Source organism: Nonomuraea sp. NPDC003560 (assembly GCF_042878785.1).
In the GTDB taxonomy this organism is placed as follows: domain Bacteria; phylum Actinomycetota; class Actinomycetes; order Streptosporangiales; family Streptosporangiaceae; genus Nonomuraea.
Map to the genome: position 1 here is coordinate 714709 of NZ_JBIAOF010000003.1, position 18148 is coordinate 732856.

At 72.7% G+C, this 18148-nt stretch carries 17 protein-coding genes; 5 read left to right on the forward strand and 12 right to left on the reverse strand.

Annotated elements, in window-relative coordinates:
* Positions 1 to 37 precede the first annotated feature (37 nt).
* The 3 genes from ACFYUV_RS14185 (at position 38) to ACFYUV_RS14195 (ending at position 4102) form a co-directional block, all read left to right on the forward strand.
* Positions 38 to 865, forward strand: a complete 828-nt coding sequence (locus ACFYUV_RS14185) for a ferric reductase-like transmembrane domain-containing protein (protein WP_387668731.1) — start codon at positions 38 to 40, stop codon at positions 863 to 865.
* A 31-nt stretch (positions 866 to 896) separates the two neighbouring features.
* Positions 897 to 2504, forward strand: a complete 1608-nt coding sequence (locus ACFYUV_RS14190) for an NADH-ubiquinone oxidoreductase-F iron-sulfur binding region domain-containing protein (protein WP_387668734.1) — start codon at positions 897 to 899, stop codon at positions 2502 to 2504.
* Between the two features lie 86 nt (positions 2505 to 2590).
* A complete protein-coding gene (locus tag ACFYUV_RS14195; RefSeq protein WP_387668737.1) occupies positions 2591 to 4102 on the forward strand; it encodes an FAD-binding oxidoreductase in 1512 nt (503 codons plus the stop codon).
* A 1-nt stretch (position 4103) separates the two neighbouring features.
* Here ACFYUV_RS14195 and ACFYUV_RS14200 read toward each other — a convergent pair whose 3' ends face one another.
* Positions 4104 to 4766 carry a L,D-transpeptidase family protein gene (locus ACFYUV_RS14200; RefSeq protein ID WP_387668739.1) on the reverse strand — a complete coding sequence of 221 codons (663 nt, stop codon included), beginning with the start codon at positions 4764 to 4766 and terminating at the stop codon, positions 4104 to 4106.
* 552 nt (positions 4767 to 5318) lie between these two features.
* Between ACFYUV_RS14200 and ACFYUV_RS14205 the strand changes: the two genes are divergently transcribed.
* The gene (locus ACFYUV_RS14205) at positions 5319 to 5954 is read left to right on the forward strand and encodes a GNAT family N-acetyltransferase (RefSeq protein WP_387668742.1); all 636 of its coding nucleotides are present in this window, start codon (positions 5319 to 5321) and stop codon (positions 5952 to 5954) included.
* A gap of 10 nt (positions 5955 to 5964) precedes the next feature.
* On the opposite strand, the gene ACFYUV_RS14210 is transcribed toward ACFYUV_RS14205, so the two are convergent.
* The 3 genes from ACFYUV_RS14210 to ACFYUV_RS14220 are packed head-to-tail and all read right to left on the reverse strand — an operon-like array spanning position 5965 to position 9768.
* The gene (locus ACFYUV_RS14210; RefSeq protein WP_387668745.1) at positions 5965 to 7926 is read right to left on the reverse strand and encodes an acetoacetate--CoA ligase; all 1962 of its coding nucleotides are present in this window, start codon (positions 7924 to 7926) and stop codon (positions 5965 to 5967) included.
* Between the two features lie 58 nt (positions 7927 to 7984).
* Complete coding sequence (locus tag ACFYUV_RS14215) at positions 7985 to 8842, reverse strand: serine hydrolase (protein WP_387668747.1); 858 nt, start codon at positions 8840 to 8842, stop codon at positions 7985 to 7987.
* Positions 8839 to 9768: a LysR family transcriptional regulator gene (locus ACFYUV_RS14220; protein WP_387668750.1), complete on the reverse strand. Its 930-nt coding sequence runs from the start codon at positions 9766 to 9768 to the stop codon at positions 8839 to 8841. The genes ACFYUV_RS14215 and ACFYUV_RS14220 overlap by 4 nt, the downstream gene beginning before the upstream one ends.
* Positions 9769 to 9953: 185 nt before the next feature.
* Between ACFYUV_RS14220 and ACFYUV_RS14225 the strand changes: the two genes are divergently transcribed.
* The gene (locus ACFYUV_RS14225; RefSeq protein WP_387668752.1) at positions 9954 to 11462 is read left to right on the forward strand and encodes a penicillin-binding transpeptidase domain-containing protein; all 1509 of its coding nucleotides are present in this window, start codon (positions 9954 to 9956) and stop codon (positions 11460 to 11462) included.
* A gap of 53 nt (positions 11463 to 11515) precedes the next feature.
* On the opposite strand, the gene ACFYUV_RS14230 is transcribed toward ACFYUV_RS14225, so the two are convergent.
* The 8 genes from ACFYUV_RS14230 to ACFYUV_RS14265 all read right to left on the reverse strand — a co-directional run bounded on the left by ACFYUV_RS14230 (position 11516) and on the right by ACFYUV_RS14265 (position 18143).
* Positions 11516 to 12223, reverse strand: a complete 708-nt coding sequence (locus ACFYUV_RS14230) for an HAD family hydrolase (RefSeq protein ID WP_387668755.1) — start codon at positions 12221 to 12223, stop codon at positions 11516 to 11518.
* Positions 12224 to 12318: 95 nt separating this feature from the next.
* Positions 12319 to 12945: an HAD family hydrolase gene (locus ACFYUV_RS14235; protein ID WP_387668757.1), complete on the reverse strand. Its 627-nt coding sequence runs from the start codon at positions 12943 to 12945 to the stop codon at positions 12319 to 12321.
* A 34-nt stretch (positions 12946 to 12979) separates the two neighbouring features.
* Positions 12980 to 13489 (reverse strand): DUF6912 family protein, encoded by a 510-nt coding sequence (locus ACFYUV_RS14240; protein ID WP_357990569.1) that lies wholly within the window; start codon positions 13487 to 13489, stop codon positions 12980 to 12982.
* Positions 13490 to 13520: 31 nt separating this feature from the next.
* Positions 13521 to 14168, reverse strand: coding sequence for an HAD family phosphatase (locus tag ACFYUV_RS14245; protein WP_357970302.1), 648 nt, complete (start codon positions 14166 to 14168; stop codon positions 13521 to 13523).
* Between the two features lie 59 nt (positions 14169 to 14227).
* On the reverse strand, positions 14228 to 15532 hold the full coding sequence (nagZ, locus tag ACFYUV_RS14250) for a beta-N-acetylhexosaminidase (RefSeq protein ID WP_387668760.1): 1305 nt from the start codon (positions 15530 to 15532) through the stop codon (positions 14228 to 14230).
* A gap of 59 nt (positions 15533 to 15591) precedes the next feature.
* Positions 15592 to 17256, reverse strand: a complete 1665-nt coding sequence (gene ptsP / locus ACFYUV_RS14255) for a phosphoenolpyruvate--protein phosphotransferase (RefSeq protein ID WP_387668763.1) — start codon at positions 17254 to 17256, stop codon at positions 15592 to 15594.
* A complete protein-coding gene (locus ACFYUV_RS14260) occupies positions 17253 to 17516 on the reverse strand; it encodes an HPr family phosphocarrier protein (protein ID WP_352321677.1) in 264 nt (87 codons plus the stop codon). Before ACFYUV_RS14260 ends, ptsP begins: the two co-directional genes overlap by 4 nt.
* Before the next feature lie 180 nt (positions 17517 to 17696).
* Positions 17697 to 18143 (reverse strand): PTS glucose transporter subunit IIA, encoded by a 447-nt coding sequence (locus tag ACFYUV_RS14265; protein WP_357970292.1) that lies wholly within the window; start codon positions 18141 to 18143, stop codon positions 17697 to 17699.
* Between the last annotated feature and the right edge of the window lie 5 nt (positions 18144 to 18148).

Consider the following 18148-nt stretch of genomic DNA (forward strand, 5'->3'; position numbering starts at 1 on the left):
CCGAGTCGTACCCTCACCCGACCTTGGAGGGAAATAGATGCTCCACAGACGACACCCCCGGCACGCCCCCACCAAGCTGGACACAAGGAACGTCCGGCTGGGGGCGAGCGCCTCGTTGACGGCCGTCCTGTTGTCGGTGTTCGCGCTGGCCAGGACAGAACGCGGCGTCGCGCTGCTCGGCCGAGGAGTGAGTTTCCTAGAGTTCTACGCGGGCGTGTTCGCCCTGGTGCTGCTGACCGCGACGGTCGCGCTCGGCCTGGTCACCACCGAACGCGTGTTCCTGTCCCCGCCCAACCGGGTCAGGGCCCAGCTCGCGCACCGCGCCACCGCCCTCATCGGGCTCGCCTACCTGGTCACGCACATCGTCCTCATGATCAGCCTGGGACACGCGCCGCCGGGCGCGGCGATCGTGCCGGTCGCCGGGATCTACGTGGGGTTCGGCGCGCTCGCCTTCGACCTGATGGTCGTGGCGGTGGCCACGGGGATGCTCAGGGGCCGCTTCGCCGTGCGGGGCACGCCGTGGTTGTGGCGGCTGCTGCACTCGGCCGCCTACCTGGCCTGGCCCATCGCGATCATGCACGGGCTGACGGCCGGCCGGTCGCCGGCCGGCTGGGTGGCCTGGTCGTACGTTGCGTGCCTGGCCGCGGTCGGGTCCGCGCTGATCGTGCGGGTGCTGGCCACGCTGCGCAGGCCGCCCGTCGTACCGGAGAGGGTCGAGGCGCCCGCCGTGACGGCCGGGGTGGCGGCGGACGTGCCCGTCGAGCGGCCGCGGGCGACGGCCGCGGCCACAGCGGCTGCCACGGCAATGGCCGACGCGCCGGTGAGCCTGGCCGACGCACGGCGCAGGTACCGGGAGGCCGGATGAACCCGCGCCGCACGACCCAGGGGAGCCGGTCGTGATCCCGCACCGGGTGCCGCGCGTGCTGCGGATGGGCCCGGCGCGGCTGACCGCCGGGCTCGACCACTGCCGGCGGCTCGACCTGCCCGCGCACCGGACGCTGCACGGCGAGCCGCGGCCGCGCGAACTGGCCGAGCTCATCTCCATGGTGAACGAGGTCGACATGCGCGGACGGGGCGGCGCCGCCTTCCCGTTCGCCCGCAAGCTGCGGGCCGTGGCCGACGCGGCGGGCACGGGCGAGAGCGTGGTGCTGGTCAACGGCGCAGAGGGCGAGCCGGCCAGCTCCAAGGACGCCATGCTGCTCACCCGCAACCCCCACCTCGTGCTGGACGGCGCCATCCTGGCGGCGGAGGCGCTGGGCGCCCGCGAGGTGGTCGTGGCCACGGTCGAGGGCGAGGTGGCCGAGTCGTCCGTGGCGGCGGCCGTGGCCGAACGCCGGGCCGCGAACGTGTCGGGCGGTTCGGAGAGCCGCATCCCCATCCGGGTCGTCGGGCTGGCGGAGAGGTTCATCAGCGGGGAGGGCGGTGCGCTCGTCCGCGGCGTGAACGGCGAGGAGGCCATCCCGCCGGGAAGGAAGCGGCGGGCCGCGACGAGCGGCGTGGACGGGCTGCCGACCCTGCTGTCCAACACCGAGACCTACGCCCAGTTCGCGCTGCTGGCCGAGTACGGCCCCCAGAAGTACGCCGAGGTGGGCACCAGCAAGGAGCCCGGCACCATCCTGCTCACGGTGAGCGGCGGCGCGGCCAACGGCGCGGTGATCGAGGCGCCGACCGGCGTCCTGCTGGCCGACGTGCTCGCGTTGTGCGAGGCCGAGGCCGGGGACGGCGTGCTGGTCGGCGGCTACCACGGCGCGTGGCTGTCGGCCGAGGTGGCCGGGTCGGCGGTGATCTCGCGGGAGGGCATGAAGCTGGCGGGCGCCACGTTGGGCGCGGGGATCATCGTGCCGCTCGGTGACGGCACCTGCCCGCTGGGCGAGGCGGCCAGGGTGGCCTCGTACCTGGCCGCCGAGTCGGCCGGGCAGTGCGGGCCCTGCCGTCTGGGGCTGCCCGACGTGGCGCGGGCCCTGTGCGCGATCGCCGAGGGCACCGGCTCCGTGGACGCCGTGCGCCGGTGCGTGCGGGCCGTCGAGCGGCGTGGGGCGTGCTTCCATCCCGACGGCACGGCCAAGTTCGTGCTGTCGGCGCTGGACGCGTTCGAGAGCGAGATCGCGCTGCACCTGGAGCACGGCTCGTGCGGCCGGCCGGTGCGCGGCGTGCTGCCGATGCCGGAGCCGGAGGTGGAGCCCGAGTACCGGCTGGAGGTGGACTGGACCCGCTGCCAGGGGCACGGCCTGTGCGCGCACCTGCTGCCGGAGTTCGTGGACCTGGACGACTACGGGTTCCCGTCGTTCCGGAACGTGCCGGGGTGGATGGTCAAGGACGCGCGGCGGGCGGTCGAGATGTGCCCGGCGCTGGCCCTGCGGGTCGTCCAGACGAGCGGGGAGGCGCCGAAGCCGCCCGCGTCGCCGCTGCGGCTGGTCAAGGACGGCGTGCTGCGGAAGGCTCCCGGGCTGACGCGGGTGGGGGCCAGTACCAACATCTTCGGATTTGGCGGGACAGCGGGGTGATGTCGGTAGTGATGTAGTTGTGACGAACTTGTCCGGAGGGCCGGGCGTCTCATCGATCGGTTCGACACGACCGACGGGGGACGCCCATGGACCGCCGCGACTTTCTCCACCTCACCGCCCTCGCGCCGCTGGCGCTGGCCGCCGACGCGAAGACGGCCACCGGCGCCCGGCCGTCCGGCGCCGGACCGTACGGCCCGGGTCCCCACGGCACCGGCACGCGCGGCGCTGAGCTGATCGGCGCGCTCGGCGCCGGGCGGTCGGCGCCGCCGCCGGACTGGGCGCGGCTGCGCGGGCGGCTCGCCGGCACGCTGGTGCTGCCCGGCGACTCCGGGTACGACGCCGCCCGCCGCCTGGTCAACCCGGCCTACGACCGGATCAGACCCGGCGGGGTGGCCTACTGCGCGAGCCCGGCGGACGTCTCGGCGTGCCTGGCCTTCGCCCGCGCGAGCGGCGTCGCGGTCACCCCCCGCTCCGGCGGGCACTCCTACGCGGGCTGGTCCACCGGGACCGGCCTGGTCATCGACGTGTCCCGGATGAACACGGTCGCCTACGCCGCCGGACGGGCCACGATCGGGGCGGGCGCCAAGCTGGTCGACGTCTACGACGGGCTGGCCCGGCACGGCGTGAGCATCCCCGCGGGCTCGTGCCCCACGGTCGGGATCGCCGGGCTGGCGCTGGGCGGCGGCATCGGGGTGGTGTCCAGGAAGTACGGCCTGACCTGCGACACGCTGGAGTCCGTACGCGTGGTCACGGCCGACGGCCGCCTGCTGACCGCGGACGCCACCCACCACTCCGGCCTCTACTGGGCCTGCCGCGGCGGTGGCGGCGGCAACGTCGGCGTCGCGGTCTCCTTCACCTTCCGCACCCACGCCACCCGCGACCTGACCGTGTTCTTCCTGCACTGGCCGTGGTCCAGGGCCGGGGCCGCGGTGCGCGCCTGGCAGTCGTGGGCCCCGTCCGCGCCGGACGAGCTGTGGTCCTCGCTGCACCTGGCGCGCGAGGAACGCGACCTGGACGTGCTCCTCGTCGGCACGTACGAGGGCACGAAGGCGTCACTGGACCGCCTGCTCGCCCCGCTGGTCGCGCGGGTCGGCGCGCCGTCGTCGAGGTCGGTGCGGACGACGTCGTACCGGGAGGCCATGATGATCATGGCGGGATGCGCGTCACGGCCGGTGGCGCAGTGCCGCCGACCGCGGCGGGAGGCGTTCGCCGCCAAGTCGCACCTGGCCTACGCCGAGCTCCCCGCCGACGGCGTGCGCCGCCTGGTGGACGGGGTGGCGCGCGGCGGACGGCACGCCGTGCTGCTGGACGCGCTCGGCGGCGCGGTGGGCCGGGTCAAGCCGGCGGCCACGGCGTTCCCGCACCGGGCCGCGCTCTACAGCGTGCAGTACTACGCGAAGGGCACGGACCGGACGTGGCTGCGCCGGCTGCACGGCGAGCTGACCCCGCACTTCGGCGAGCACGCCTACGTGAACTACGTCGACCCCGACCTGACCGGCTGGCGCGGCGCCTACTACGGCCCCAACGCCGCCCGCCTGGCCGAGGTGAAGGCCACCTACGACCCCGACCGGCTGTTCCGCCTGCCGCAAGGCGTCTGACCTACTTCTCCCGCACATAGACCGGCTCGCCGATCTTCACCATGTCGAACAGCCGCTTCGAGGTGGGCAGCGGCAGGCGGACGCAGCCGTGGGAGGCGGGCCGCAGCGGCACCTTCGACGAGCCGTGCATGGCGATGCCCCCGACGAAGTAGAGCGAGTCGTACATCGTGCCCAGCGGGCCTTCGGTCCAGCCCGGCGCGCGGCTGGTGACGTGGAAGTCGCCGGTCGGGGTGATCGCGTTGCCGCAGTGGCCGTTCTCGCAGTAGTTCACCCGCGCGCCCGTCGAGACGTGCGAGATGAGCGCCGGGCGGCGGTGGCGGTAGACGATGAGCAGCTGGTAGCGCAGGTTGATCTCGACCCGGTCCGCCTCGCCGCGCGGGACCAGCGGCTTCATCCGCACCGGACGGTCGAAGGCCCGCCACACCTCCGGCCCGACCGCACCCTGGGGACGCAGGTGCCGGTGCTTCTGGAAGGCCCACACGCCGAACTTGGTCTGCTCGTCGTAGACGCCGTTGAGCCTGCCGTAGTAGTAGCCGTTCCGGTGCAGCCGCTCCTGGAGGCGTCTGACGGTCTCGCCACGGTCGCCCGGCCGCAGCACGATCCCCCCGCCGGGCACCGCCTTGTCCGCCTTGTCGGCCCGGTCCACCCTTTCTGCCCGGTCCACCGTTTCTGCCCGGTCCACCCTGTCTGGCCGGTACGCCCTGTCTTCTATGTCAACCGTGTCCGCCGCGTCCGCCCTGTCCGCTTTGTCCGGCGTGTCCGCTACGGCGGGCGTACCGGCCAGGAAGGGAAGCCCACCACACCCGAGAGCGGCGAAAACAACCGCTCTCCGAACCTTTGTGATCATAGGTCAACGCCTACCCAGATCGCCGACAATTCACGACACTGGCAAATCCCACTAAAAACCGGCATATCGCTTTTATGCGACGGCACGGTCAAACCTTTAGCAAGCGTGGACCGAGGCGAGACCCGCGCGAAATCAGCGGAACAAAGAAAAGGCGGATGCGCCATGGACGCATCCGCCTTTTCTCCAGAGGCCGGGGAGCGAGCTGCGCGTTCACCCGCCCGGCCTCTGTTCACCCCTCCGAACAGCCCCAACCTTAGCCAAGGCGAGACCTGGAACGCACACCGTTCGGCAAATCCTTTCCGGCAAAGTTCGAGGCCGGGCAAAAAACGAGTCGCGCACGCGGGGCTACGCCTGGAAGTATGCCGGAATATGCGTAACTGGCCGCTCTTTGAGCTCTCCATCACCACGCCGCGGCTGGAACTGCGGCATCCCACCCTCGACGACCTCGACGACCTGGCCGACCGAGCGGCCGAGGGCGTCCACGAGGCGGGTTTCATGCCGTTCATGTTCCCGTGGACCGAGGCGCCCCCGGCCGAGCGGGCCCGCCGTACGGTGCAGTACCACTTCCGCAACTGGGCCGGGTTCACCGCCGACGACTGGTCGCTGGAGCTGGTCGTGGTGCACGAGGGCCAGGTCGTCGGCACCCAGGGCGTCATGGCGGCCAGCTTTCCCGTCACCCGCGAGGTCAAGACGGGCTCCTGGCTGGGCCGGCGGTTCCAGGGCCGCGGCATCGGCACGGAGATGCGCAGGGCCGTCCTGCACCTCGCCTTCGCCGGCCTCGGCGCGCGGCACGCCGTGACGGAGGCGTTCGAGGACAACCACGCCTCGCTGGCGGTGACCAGGAAGCTCGGCTACCGCGAGGACGGCGTCACCGTCCACGCGCGCCAGGGCGAGCCGGTCGTCACCCGGCGCTTCCGCATGGCCCGCGAGGACTGGTCGCCGTCCCCCGACGTCGAGATCCGCAACCTCGACGCCTGCCTGCCCCTGTTCGGCCTGGAGCCCTGAGCCCTCCCCGTCACGGCCTGAAGTGCCGCAGCACCTCCGGGTTGGCCATGGCGTCGGGGTTGGCCGCCTCCTCGACGGGCGTGCCGAGCAGGATCTTGCGCACCGGCACCTCCAGCTTCTTGCCGGACAACGTCCGGGGGATGCCGGGCACGACGCGGATCTCGTTCGGCACGTGCCGGGGCGACAGCTCCTGGCGCAGGGCCGCGCACAGGGCGCGTTCGAGCGGCTCGCCGAACTCGGCGCCCTCGGCGAGGGTGACGTAGAGCAGCAGGCTGCCCTCCTGGCCGAGCTGCCCGGTGTCGATCACGAGGCTGTCGGCGATCTCGTCGAACCGCTCCACGACCCGGTAGAACTCGCTGGTGCCCATGCGCACGCCGCCGCGGTTGAGCGTCGAGTCGGAGCGGCCGTAGATGACGCAGCTGCCGTCCTCGTTGATCTTGATCCAGTCGCCGTGCCGCCACACGCCCGGGTAGACGTCGAAGTAGCTGTCGAAGTAGCGCCGCCCGTCGGGGTCGTTCCAGAACATCACCGGCATCGAGGGCATCGGCTTGGTCAGCACCAGCTCGCCCACCTCGCCGACCACCGGCTCGCCCTTGGGGTCGTACGACTCCACCTTGGCCCCCAGCGACCGGCACGGGATGATCCCCGCCCTGATCGGGTGGAGCATCGTGGCCCCGACGAACCCCGTGCACACGTCGGTGCCGCCGGAGAACGACCCGATCGGCGTGCCGGGCAGCTCGGCGGCGACCCAGGCGAAGCCCTCGGGCGGCAGCGGCGAGCCGGTCGAGCCGATGCCGCGCAGCCGCTCCAGCCCGTCCGGACGCAGCCCGGCCTTCAGCGAGGCCATGATGTACGGCGCCCCCACCCCGAAGTACGTCACCTTCTCCGAGGCGGCGATCCGCCAGAGCGCGGCGGGCGAGGGATGCGTGGCCGAGCCGTCGTAGAGCACCGGCGTGGCCCCCACCAGCAGGGCGCCGACGAGGTAGTTCCACATCATCCAGCCCGTGGTGGTGTACCAGAAGAACACATCGCCCTCGCCCAGGTCCTGGTGGAAGGCGAGCGACTTGAGGTGTTCCAGCAGCACGCCGCCGTGCCCGTGCACGATCGGCTTGGGCAGCCCGGTCGTGCCGCTGGAGTAGAGGATCCACAGCGGATGGCCGAACGGCACCCGCTCGAACTCCAGCGGCCCCGCCTCGGCCCGCAGCCCCTCCCAGCCGATGACCTCGCCGTGCGGCACCGAACGGGCGTGCGCGGCGGCCGGCTCGGCCTCCTGGGGGGCGCGGCCCTCGCCGGCCGCCGACAGGTAGGGGATCCAGACCGTGGCGCGCAGCGTGGGCAGCTCGGCGGCGATCTCGTTCACGGCGTCGGAACGGTCGTAGCTCTTGCCGTTGTAGTGGTAGCCGTCGACCGCGATGAGCACCTTGGGCTCGATCTGCCGGAACCGGTCGACGATGCTCGGCACCCCGAAGTCGGGCGAGCCGGCCGACCAGACGGCGCCGAGCGAGGCCGTGGCGAGGAAGGCGATCAGGGCCTGCGGGATGTTCGGCAGGTAGCCGGCCACGCGGTCGCCCCTGGTGACGCCGAGCCTGGCCAGGCCGGTGCGGACGCGGGCCACCTCGTCGCGCAGCTCGGCGTGGGTCAGCTCCTGGCGGGCGCCGTCCTCGGAGACGAAGACCAGGGCGGTGCCCTCGGTGCGCCGCAACGCGTTCTCGGCGTAGTTGACCTCGGCGCCCGCGAACCAGGTCGCGCCCGGCATCTCCCCCGACAACACCGGCCCGTCGCCACGCTCCCCGACGACGTCGAAGTAGTCCCAGATCGACGTCCAGAACTCCTCAGGACGGTCGACGGACCACTGCCACACCTCCTCGTAGCTCGCGCCGGACCGCCCCAGCCACTCCAGGTAGCGGGTCAGCTTGGCGGCGGACACGACCTCGCCGGTCGGTTCCCAGAGAAGCGCACCTTCAGCAACCATGTGCCCCATCCTGTCGCCCGTCAGGTGGAAAGTCATACCTGACCTCCCCCATAACTTGCTACCTCCGTAGGTGGTCCACCGCCATACGGGCAGCGGTGCCGATCACCGCGTCCGCGCGCGGCTGGATGACCGCCGTGCTGAACGAGCGGGTGAACACCGCCACCGCGTACCGGCCGCCGTCGGGGTACTCGACCACGCCGACCTCGGTGCGCAGCGTCGGCAGCGACCCGGTCTTGCCGCCGACCTCGACGTCGTCGTACGGGAAGCCCGAGGCCAGCCGGTGGGGCCACACCTGCATGTTGAGCACGCCGCGCATCCAGGAGCACGACTGCGGCGAGGCGGCCTCGTCCCGCCAGATCATGGACAGCAGGCGGGTCATCTCGCGCGGGGTGCTGCGGTTGGTGTGCGCGGGGTCGAGCGCCCGCATGCGGGAGATGTCGTCGGGATCCAGGTACGGCCACCCGTGGCCGGTGTCCAGCTCCATGGTCTCGTACAGGTCGCGGCCGCTCTGCAGCATCCGGGTGCCGTCGAGGCCGAAGGCGTCCAGCATGGCGTTGACGTTGTCCATGCCCACCCGGTCGAGCAGCACGTCGGCCGAGGTGTTGTCGCTCACCGCCATCATCAGGTACGCCAGGTCGCGCAGCGACATCGTCACGTCGTCGAGCATGGCCGACAGGCCCGTGGGGCCCGAGACCCGCTGGCCGGAGGTCACGGTCGTCCGGGCCGTCGCGTCCAGCCGCCCGGCGTCGGCCTGCCGGCAGAACTCGACCAGCAGTGGCAGCTTGTACACCGACGCCAGGGGCATCGGCTCGTCGGCGCCGTGGCCGGACTGCCGTCCGGAGTCGATGTCGCAGGCGTGCAGCCAGCCCGTCACCCCGGCCATCCGGAACAGCGCCGCGTAGTCGGGATCGCTCATGCCAGCATCCCCGGCCTCCGGCTGATCCGCCGCGCGGGCGCGGCGCCCTCGTCGGTCATCCCGGCGCTCTCCTTCAACGTGCGTACGGCGACGTCCGAGAACTCGGCGACCCAGTCCTGCTTCGGGCCCGTCGCCGCGCGCCAGGCCGTGGAGACCCGGCACGCGATCGGCGAGCCTAGCAGCGGCCGCCAGGCCAGCCCAGGGACGTCCGCCCTGGGCCCGAACGCCACCGCCTGGCCGGCGAGCACCAGGCCGAGCCCGGCGCCCTGGTGCACCTGGCCGGGCACGTACCCGTGGCGGCGGCACTCGGCCAGCGTCTCGGCGTGCCAGCCCGGCTCGCCCTCCTTGGGCGGCATCAGCAGCTCGCGCCCGGCCAGATCGGTCAGGTGCACCTCGCCGGCCCCGGCCAGCGGGTCGTCCCCGGCCAGCAGCACGCCCAGGGGCTGCACGAGCACCTGGCCGAAGTCCAGGCCGGGGGCGGCGACCGGATGGCGGACGAGCCCGACGTCGATCGTGCCTCCGGCCAGGGCGGACACCTGGTCGGCCGTCCAGGTCTCGACGGGGACGAGCCGTACGTCCGGATTGACCGCGCGGAAGCCCGCGACCAGGGCGGCGATCACGGAGGCGGCCAGGTCGGGCGGCACCCCGATCTTGAGCACGCCGCCGTCGCCGCGGCGGGCCAGCTCGCGCAGCCGCTCGACCCTGGAGACGATCTCGCGGGACTCGCCGAGCAGCAGCCGTCCGGCCTCGGTCAGGCGTACCTGCCGGGCGGAGCGGTCGAAGAGCTGCACGCCGAGCTCCTCCTCCAGACGTTTGATGCGCTGGCTGAGCGGCGGCTGCGCCATGCCGAGGCGGATCGCGGCGTTCCCGAAGTGCAGTTCCTCCGCCACGACGACGAAGTAGCGGAGATGCCGGACCAAGTCCATGACCAGCCACTATATCCAGATTTATATCTATATAGCCGTCATATCAATATTGGACGGGGCTCCTCCGTCTCTGGTGTTCTCGGGCCATGGCATCACAAACGGGGACACTGTACGGGCGCGCCCGGCCGGAAGGACCACGTCGCGGACGGCGGCGCAGGTGGCCGCTGGTCCTGACCGTCCTTGTCGTGCTGATCGTGGCGGCGGGGGCCACGGTCTGGCTGTTGCGCACGAAGGGCTCACCCGAGCAGACGACCGACGAATACCTCTCGGCCTGGTCCGCCCAGGATTATGCGAAGATGCGGGCGCTCGTCGCCGACCCGCCCACCGACTTCGAGGCCTGGCACCGGCGTTTCCGCACCGACCTCAAGGTCGACCAGGCCACCTTCGCCCGCTCCCGCTCGACCGGCCCCTTCGCCGACGACGGCCCGGACGACGACGGCTACCTGGGTTTCAACGCCAGCCTGACCGGCCCCCGGGACTGGACGTACGGCAGCCGGCTCAAGCTGGTCGAGCGGGACGGCGCCTGGAAGGTCGCCTGGACCCCGGCGACCATCCACCCCAAGCTCAGGAAGGGCCTCTCGCTGCGCCTGGTCGCCCAGAAGCGCGACTCCACCCGCGTCCTGGCCGCCGACGGCACCGAGATCGGCGGCGCGGACGCCCCCGGCTCGGTGCAGCAGCTGGTCGAGGGCATCAAGCAGACCTACCCTGACCGCTTCGACCTGGGCGGCGACTCCATCATCGGCCTCTACAAGGGTGACGAGCTGGTCGAGACGCTGGCCAAGCCGGGCGGCACCAAGCCGTTCAGCACCACCATCGACCTGAAGGTGCACGCGGCGGGGGCCGCGGCGCTGGAAGGCGTCACCAAGCCGGCCTCGCTGGTGGCGCTGCGCGCCTCGACCGCCGAGATCCTGGCCGTGGTCAACAAGCCCGGCGGCTTCAACCGGGCGCTGCTCGGAAAGTACCCGCCCGGCTCGACGTTCAAGGTCGTGACGGCCTCGGCGCTGGTCGCGGACGGGGTCGAGCCCGGCAGGACGGTCACCTGCCCGGCCGAGAAGAACATCGGCGGCTTCCCCTTCCACAACGCCGGCTTCAAGGACTACGGCACGCTCTCCTTCCAGGACGCCTTCGCGCACTCGTGCAACACGACGTTCGGCGAGATGAGCGTGGCCGAGCTGAACGGCGGCAGGCTGGCCGAGGTGGCCAGGAGCTTCGGCTTCGGCACCCCGATCAAGCCGGGCGTGCCCGCCGTGCGGGCCGAGTTCCCCGACCCCAAGGACGACACCGACCTGGCCTCGGCCTCCATCGGCCAGGGCCGGGTGCTGGCCAGCCCGCTCAACATGGCCTCCGTCGCCGCCGCCATCGCCTCGGGCGCCTGGATCCCGCCGCGGATCGTGTCCAAGGAGATGGCCTCCGACGACCGTCCGCGCCCGCTGGAGCGGGGCGTGGTGTCGGCCCTGCGCAAGCTCATGCCCGCCGTCGTCACGGACGGCACCGCCAAGGGCGCGCACTTCCCCGCGGGCACCGCGGGCAAGACCGGGACGGCCGAGTACGGCTCGGGCAAGGAGCCGCCCGCGCACTCGTGGTTCATCGGCTACAAGGGGGACGTGGCGTTCGCGGTGATCGTGGAGGGCGGCGGCGCCGGCTCGGCCGTGGCGGCCCCCGTCGCCGCCCGCTTCCTCACCGCCCTGCCCTGACGGGCCGCACGAGGGCGCGCGCGAGCCGGGCAAGGTCAGCCGGGAGGAGGGAGTCAGCCGGTCTTGCGGTCCAGCGGGGAGGTCAGGCCGGCCACCGCGGCCACCACCTCCGAGGCGTCCGACAGGTCGGGCAGCACCAGGTCGGCGCCCGCCTCGCGCAGCTCGGCGGCCGTCGACCGCCCCGAGGCGACCCCGATCACGGCGGCCCCGCCGATCCTGGCGGCCTGCACGTCGCGCGTGGAGTCGCCGATCACCACCGTGTTGGCCGCCGTGAACGGCGTGCCCAGCCGCTGCTTGGCCCTCCCCTGCGCGACCTGCAGCAGCGTCGCCTTGGGGTAGACCTCCTCGCCGTAGCCGCCGAGCTCGAAGTCGACGTACCTGTCCAGCCCGAACGCCTTGAGCTTGTGCACGGCGTTGCCCTTGATCGTGCCGGTCAGCACCGACTGCACGACGCCGTCGAGCCGCGCCACCGACTTCAGCGCGTCCTTGGCCCCCGGCATCATCCGGCCCTCCTTGGCCAGCCGGCCGCGCCGGTCGGCGAAGGCGAGGGCGAGAGCGGCCAGGAATCTCGGCAGGTGGTCGTCCTCGGCCGCGATGCCGTTGACGGCCAGCGTCTCGAAGACGATCTCGGAGTCGGGACGGCCGAGCGGCGGCACGAGCTTGACCAGCGGCCGGCCGGTCACGGCGCGGAACGCCTCGGCGTAGGCGTCCCGGGTCACGATGGCGACGTCGACCAGGGTGAGATCGACGTTCCAGAGCACAAGGCGGTTGATGGCGACCTCCTGAGGGGTTCCCGGCAAGGGTACGGCCCCGGCCCGGCCGGGGCTGCCCCCCGGCGGATCCGGCATGTCCCCCTTCAGGCGTACTGGAGCGCCTGGGCGAGCGTGTCCACCACGGGCAGGCCGGTGCCCTCCAGCTCGGCCCGCGTGGTCATGCCGCCGGTGTAGAGCACCGCCCGCGCACCCACGTGCCGCGCGGCGAGCCCGTCGTCGACGCTGTCGCCGATCACCAGGATCTCGCCGGGGTCGAGGTCGAGGGCCTCGATGTGCGCCGTCATGTGCACGGCCTTCTCGCCGCCCGTGGTGCCGAGCAGGCCGTCGATCCGGGTGAAGTGCCGGGTGATGCCGAAGGACTCGACGATCGGCACGAGATGGGCGTGCGGGGCCATCGAGCACAGCGACTGGGTGCCGCCCCAGCCCCCGAGCACCACCTCGGCGTCGGGGGCCAGCCCGCAGGCGGCGCTGAGCCTGAAGTAGTGCTCGTGGAACCCGTCGTCCAGCAGCTCCCACTCCCCCTCGGCCAGCGGCCTGCCGAGCAGCCGCTCGTAGGCGACCCAGATGGGGCGGGTGTAGACCGCACGGAACCCGTCGGCGGTCAGCTCAGGCAGCGCGTACGGCTTGAACAGGGCGTTGGTGGCGCCGACGACGGCCTCGACGTCGTGGAAGAGCGTCCCGTTCCAATCCCAGATGATGTGTTTTGTCATGTCCCAGCAAGCTTATTCGACAAGGGTGACGATCCTATGAACCCAGCAGGTCCGGGATCTCCTGGGTGGCGTACCACATGAGCTCGTGGGCCTCGGCGCCGTCGACCGTGAAGCGGGCGTCGTCGTCGCCGTCGTCGGCTGCGGGCAGCGCCTCGACGGCGGCCTCGATGTCGCCGACGGCGTCGTGGTCGTCGACGTGCACGGCGGCCACCTTCGCCATCGGGACGGCCGCGGCCAGGCGCACGCGGGCCCGCTCCTCCAGGTCGACGCCGGCCGAGACCGAGCCGTCGGGCACCTCGGCGGCCACCACCACCCGCCGGTGCGCGGCGGCCACGCCGTCGGCGCGATCGGCGGCCAGCATGCGCAGCGAGGCGCGGGCCGCCTCGGTCAGCGCGACGTACTCCAGTTCCTCGGTGTCGCCCGAGGCGTACCACTCGGTCAGCGCGGGGGTCACCGCGTAACCGGTCAGGGGGGCCGGACCCAGCTCCCCCGCCTCGACCGCGCGGGCGAGGGCGGGGAGGGTGCACGGCAGATAGACGCGCATCACGAACCTTTCCGAAATCGCAAGGGCACCATCATGCCCGTCGCAGCGTGAGCCGGAGTACGGTCTCCAGCTCTGTGAGGGTCGTGTCGGCGTCGCGGTGGTGGATGCCGGTGATGCCGAGCGCGCGGGCGGCCAGGATGTTGGCCTCGATGTCGTCGATGAAGACGCACTGCTCGCCGGGCAGTCCGACCTGGTCGAGGGCGTGGCGGAAGATGCGTTCCTCGGGCTTGCGCATGCCGACCTCGCCGGAGATCACGACCGCGTCGAAGAGGCCGTCCCATTCGTGGCGGGGGTAGGTGTTCGACCAGGAGTTAGACAACAAACACGTCTTAACACCATTTTTCCGTACGTCGCGGAGCATGTCGTACATGGCGTCAACCCGTTCGAAGCCCGCGAACATGCGCTCCAGCAGCCCCTCGGCCACCGGCGGCACGCCGTCCACGGTGAGCAGCCGCGCGGCCAGGTCGCGCTCGAAGGCCGGGCCGTCGAGCTCGCCGCGTTCGAGCGCGTGCACGACGTTCTGCCCTTCGCCGCCCCGGTAGGCGTGGTCGACCAGCTCGCGCATCACCGAACGGTAGTGCTCGGCGTCGATCCGGTCGGCCGCGAGCCACCGGGCGATGGAGTCGGTCAGGCTGGTCGTGAGCACGCCACCCCAGTCGATGAGCACCCCTGCGACCACGACCGCCTCCTCGCTCGAATCCGGTTCTAGGATAGAACCCCGCGAATCAGCCTTCGCGCCTACCCTGCGGCCCGCACCTTGGCGGCCAGCCTGCGGTGCTCGGGCGAGCGCAGCACGCCGGCCGCCTGCTGCGCCGACGCGACGGGCGCCGCCGACAGCAGGCCCCTCTTCTGCTTGAGCCTGAGCAGCCGGACCACCGACTGGTCGAGGCGGTCCTCGGAGACGCGCCCCGACTTCACCGCCGCCAGCACCGCCTGGTACGCCTTGCCCAGGTCGTACGGCATGAGCAGCAGGTCGGCCCCGGCCAGCACGGCGCGCACCGCCACCTCGCCGTCGCCGTACTTCTTGCGCACGCCCTCCATGTTGAGCGCGTCGGTGGAGATCACGCCCTTGAAGCCGAGCTTCTGCCGCAGCAGGCCGGTCAGGATGGGCTTGGACAACGTCGCCGGGTCGCCCGACGGGTCGAGCTTGGGGAAGACGATGTGGGCGCTCATCACGGCGTCGACCCCGGCGCCGACGGCGGCCCTGAACGGCGGCGCGTCGATCCTCTCCCACTGGGCCATGGTGTGCTTGATCACCGGCAGGCCGGTGTGGCTGTCGACGGAGGTGTCGCCGTGGCCCGGGAAGTGTTTGGCCGTGGCCGCCACCTTGGCGTCGCCGAAGCCCTTGACCGCCGCCGCGACCATCTTCGCCACCGCGGCCGGGTCGTCGCCGTAGGCCCGCCTGCCGATGACCGGGTTCCGCGGGTTGACGTTGACGTCGGCGACCGGCGCGAAGTCGAGGTTGACCCCGAGCGCCCGCAGCTCCTCGCCGGTCGCCCTGGCCACGGCCCTGGAGTTCGCCGGGTCCTTCGTGGCGCCGATCTCGGCCGCGCCCGGGAAGTCGGTCATCAGCGCGGACATGCGGGAGACCAGGCCGTTCTCCTGGTCGGTGCCGACCAGCAGCGGGACCTTCTTCGACGCCTCCTGCAGGCCGTTGGTGAGCTGCACGACCTGGGCGGTGGACTTGACGTTCGCCGGGAAGAGGATCACGCCGCCCAGGTGGTAGCGGGCGATCACCTTGGCCGGGGTCTGGGCGCCGTAGCGGGCCTGGTTCTCGCCGGAGACGGTGTCGGCGGCGGTGCCGTACAGGACGGGCATGAACAGCTGGCCGACCTTCTCCTCCAGCGTCATCCGCCGCAGAGCCCGCAGCACCGGGTCGGACTCGGCCTGCGGCGGGCTCTGTGGTGTCGTGCTGGCCGCGGGGGTGGCGGCGGGGGTGGCCCCGTCGTCCGCCGGGGCCGCGCTCGCCGGGGCGCCACCGCCGCCGCCGCACGCGGTCAGCGCCAACACCAGGAGCCCTGCCGGGCCGATCCGTCTGAACATGCCTTCCAAGGTATCCATGCCGCGGCCCGCACGAGTCCGGCGACCCGAAAACGGCCCGTTCACAGCCCCAGCGCCGCGAGCCCCGGCAGGTGGGTGCGCGCGACCGCGCGCGCGTTCGCCGCCGTGACCTGGGCCCGCGCGGTGCGCGCCGCCATCCTGCACTGCTCCAGCGTGTGCGCGGCCAGCGCCGCCCGTACGGCCCCCAGCGCCCCCGCCCCCATCGACAGCGTGGTCGCCCCCAGCCCGACCAGCACGCACGCCAGAGCCGGATCGGCGGCCGCCTCACCGCAGATGCCCACCGGCTTGCCGTGGCCGCAGGACATGGCGATCAGGTCGAGCAGCGCCGGCTGCCACGGGTCCTGGAGCCCGCTCACCGTGCCGAGCTGGCGGTCGGCGGCGAAGGCGTACTGGGCCAGGTCGTTGGTGCCGAGCGAGACGAAGTCCACCACCCCGGCCAGCTGACCGGCCCGCAGCGCCGCCGACGGGATCTCGATCATGACGCCCACCTTGGACAACCCGCGCGCCCGGCAGGCGTCGGCGAACCATCCGGCCTCCTCGGCCGTGGCCACCATGGGCGCCATCACCAGCAGCTCGGCCGGCGCGTCCTCGGCCGCCGCCGCCAGCGCGCGCAACTGCGCGTCCATCACCTCGGGGAAGCGCCTGAACAGGCGCAGCCCGCGCTCCCCCAGCGCCGGGTTCGGCTCGGCGGGGGCGGGCAGGAACCGCAGCGGCTTGTCGGCGCCCGCGTCGAGCGTGCGCACGACCACGGTGGCGCCGGGCACGGCCTCCAGCGCCGCCCGGTAGGCCCGTCGCTGCTCCTCGACGGCGGGGGCCTCGGCCCGGTCGAGGAAGAGGAACTCGGTCCGGTAGAGCCCGACGCCCTCCGCCCCGGCGGCCAGCGCCTCCGCCAGCTCGGCGGGGCCGGCGACGTTGGCCAGCAGCGGCACCGCGTGCCCGTCGGCGGTCCGGCCCGGTCCCTTGGCCGCGCCGATCGCCGCCTGCTTCGCCGCCGCCGCGTCCCGCGCCCCGGCCACGTGGTCGTCGGACGGCTCCAGGCTCACCTCACCCGTCGTGCCGTCCACCAGGACGGGGACGCCGGCGGGGATGCCGGTCGCCCCCGGGCAGGCGACCACGGCGGGCACGCCCATCGCCCGGGCCATGATCGCGGTGTGGCTCGTGGGCCCGCCCTGCTCGGTGACGAACCCGGCCACGTCCCGCCTGGACAGCAGGGCCGTGTCGGCGGGCGCCAGGTCGGTCGCGACCAGCACGTACGGCACCTCGGGGGCGGCCGGCAGCCCCGGCATCGGGTGCGCGGTGAGCAGGGCGATCACCCGGTCCCTGATGTCGTCGAGGTCGGCGGCCCGCTCGCCCAGGTAGCCGCCGGCCCCGCTGAGCACGTCCCGGTACTTCGTGAACGCCTCGAAGACCGCCCGGGGAGCGGCCAGGCCCCGGTCGATGAGGGTCCTGACCTTCACCACCAGACCGGGGTCCTCGGCCATCAGCGCCTGGGCCTTGAGGATCTCCCCGGCCTCGCCGCCCGCCTGGTTGCCGCGGGCCTCAAGCTCGCCCGCGACCCGTGAGAGCGCGGCCGAGGCCCGCTCCTTCTCCTGCTCCGCCTCACCGGTGTAGGTGCTGCCCTCGGGGGGTTCGGGCACAGAGGCGGTCAGAACGTACGCGGGGCCGTGCCCGATTCCCGGGCTGACCCCAACCCCCCGCAGGTTCATGGCGCTCCGGCGATCGTGGCCAGTTCGTCCAGGATCTCCTCGGAGCCGTCGCCCTCCGCCGTGATCACGACGGTCTCGCCCTGCCGGACGTCGAGCGCCATGATGGCGAGGATGCTCTTGCCGTTGACCGGGGCGCCGCCGCCGCTGGCCTTGGCGACGCTGATGTCCATCGGGGCCAGCTGGGCCCGTTTCACGAACGTCGCCGCGGGACGGGCGTGCAGACCCACCTCCGCCGCGACCGTGACCTTGCGCTCACCCATGAGCCTCTCCTTCTGTACCCGGTCCAGACCAGCTGGACCCTTGCGTGAATGGCGGCCGGCCGCTCGCGGTCGGGCCGGGCGCCGGCGTGGCTGGGGGCACGCCTATTGTGACGTCTTCTGCCGGTACGACCGTGCCGCTGAGGCGTCGTACGCCGGTCTCGGGGACCGCGCCGACGCTGTCTACATCCATGTGAACAGCTCGTCCCCCACGTGCACCGCCCCCTGGACGATGCCGGTCACCGACTCCGAGAGGGCGTCCAGGGCCACGACGGGGCAGACCGGGGACCGTCCGCCGGCCTCGACGACGGACGGGTCCCACGCCACCACGGGCTGCCCCGCGCTGACCCTGTCGCCCTCGGCCGCCAGCAGCTGGAACCCCTTCCCCTTGAGCTGGACCGTGTCGATGCCCAGGTGCACCAGCACGCCCCTGCCGTCGTCCCCCACGATGACGTAGGCATGCGGATGCAGTTTCATGATTTTTCCCGCTATGGGGGCTACGGCCTTGCCGGGCCCCCGCAGCGGGTCGATCGCCGTTCCCGGTCCCACCATGCCCGCGGAGAAGACCGGATCGGGCACGGCGGCCAACCCCACAGCCGCCCCCTCGACCGGGGCGAGAACAGTCGTCATGGTCT

What these genes read in the sequence shown, in the direction of transcription:
- ACFYUV_RS14185 (WP_387668731.1), top strand. Translation starts at nt 38, where the DNA reads ATGCTCCACAGACGACACCCCCGGCACGCCCCCACCAAGCTGGACACA.
- ACFYUV_RS14265 (WP_357970292.1), bottom strand. Translation starts at nt 18,143, where the DNA reads ATGACGACTGTTCTCGCCCCGGTCGAGGGGGCGGCTGTGGGGTTGGCC.
- nagZ (WP_387668760.1), bottom strand. Translation starts at nt 15,532, where the DNA reads ATGTTCAGACGGATCGGCCCGGCAGGGCTCCTGGTGTTGGCGCTGACC.
- ACFYUV_RS14215 (WP_387668747.1), bottom strand. Translation starts at nt 8,842, where the DNA reads ATGAGCGATCCCGACTACGCGGCGCTGTTCCGGATGGCCGGGGTGACG.
- ACFYUV_RS14260 (WP_352321677.1), bottom strand. Translation starts at nt 17,516, where the DNA reads ATGGGTGAGCGCAAGGTCACGGTCGCGGCGGAGGTGGGTCTGCACGCC.
- ACFYUV_RS14235 (WP_387668757.1), bottom strand. Translation starts at nt 12,945, where the DNA reads ATGACAAAACACATCATCTGGGATTGGAACGGGACGCTCTTCCACGAC.
- ACFYUV_RS14220 (WP_387668750.1), bottom strand. Translation starts at nt 9,768, where the DNA reads ATGGACTTGGTCCGGCATCTCCGCTACTTCGTCGTCGTGGCGGAGGAA.
- ACFYUV_RS14210 (WP_387668745.1), bottom strand. Translation starts at nt 7,926, where the DNA reads ATGGTTGCTGAAGGTGCGCTTCTCTGGGAACCGACCGGCGAGGTCGTG.
- ACFYUV_RS14240 (WP_357990569.1), bottom strand. Translation starts at nt 13,489, where the DNA reads ATGCGCGTCTATCTGCCGTGCACCCTCCCCGCCCTCGCCCGCGCGGTC.
- ACFYUV_RS14195 (WP_387668737.1), top strand. Translation starts at nt 2,591, where the DNA reads ATGGACCGCCGCGACTTTCTCCACCTCACCGCCCTCGCGCCGCTGGCG.
- ACFYUV_RS14205 (WP_387668742.1), top strand. Translation starts at nt 5,319, where the DNA reads ATGCGTAACTGGCCGCTCTTTGAGCTCTCCATCACCACGCCGCGGCTG.
- ptsP (WP_387668763.1), bottom strand. Translation starts at nt 17,256, where the DNA reads ATGAACCTGCGGGGGGTTGGGGTCAGCCCGGGAATCGGGCACGGCCCC.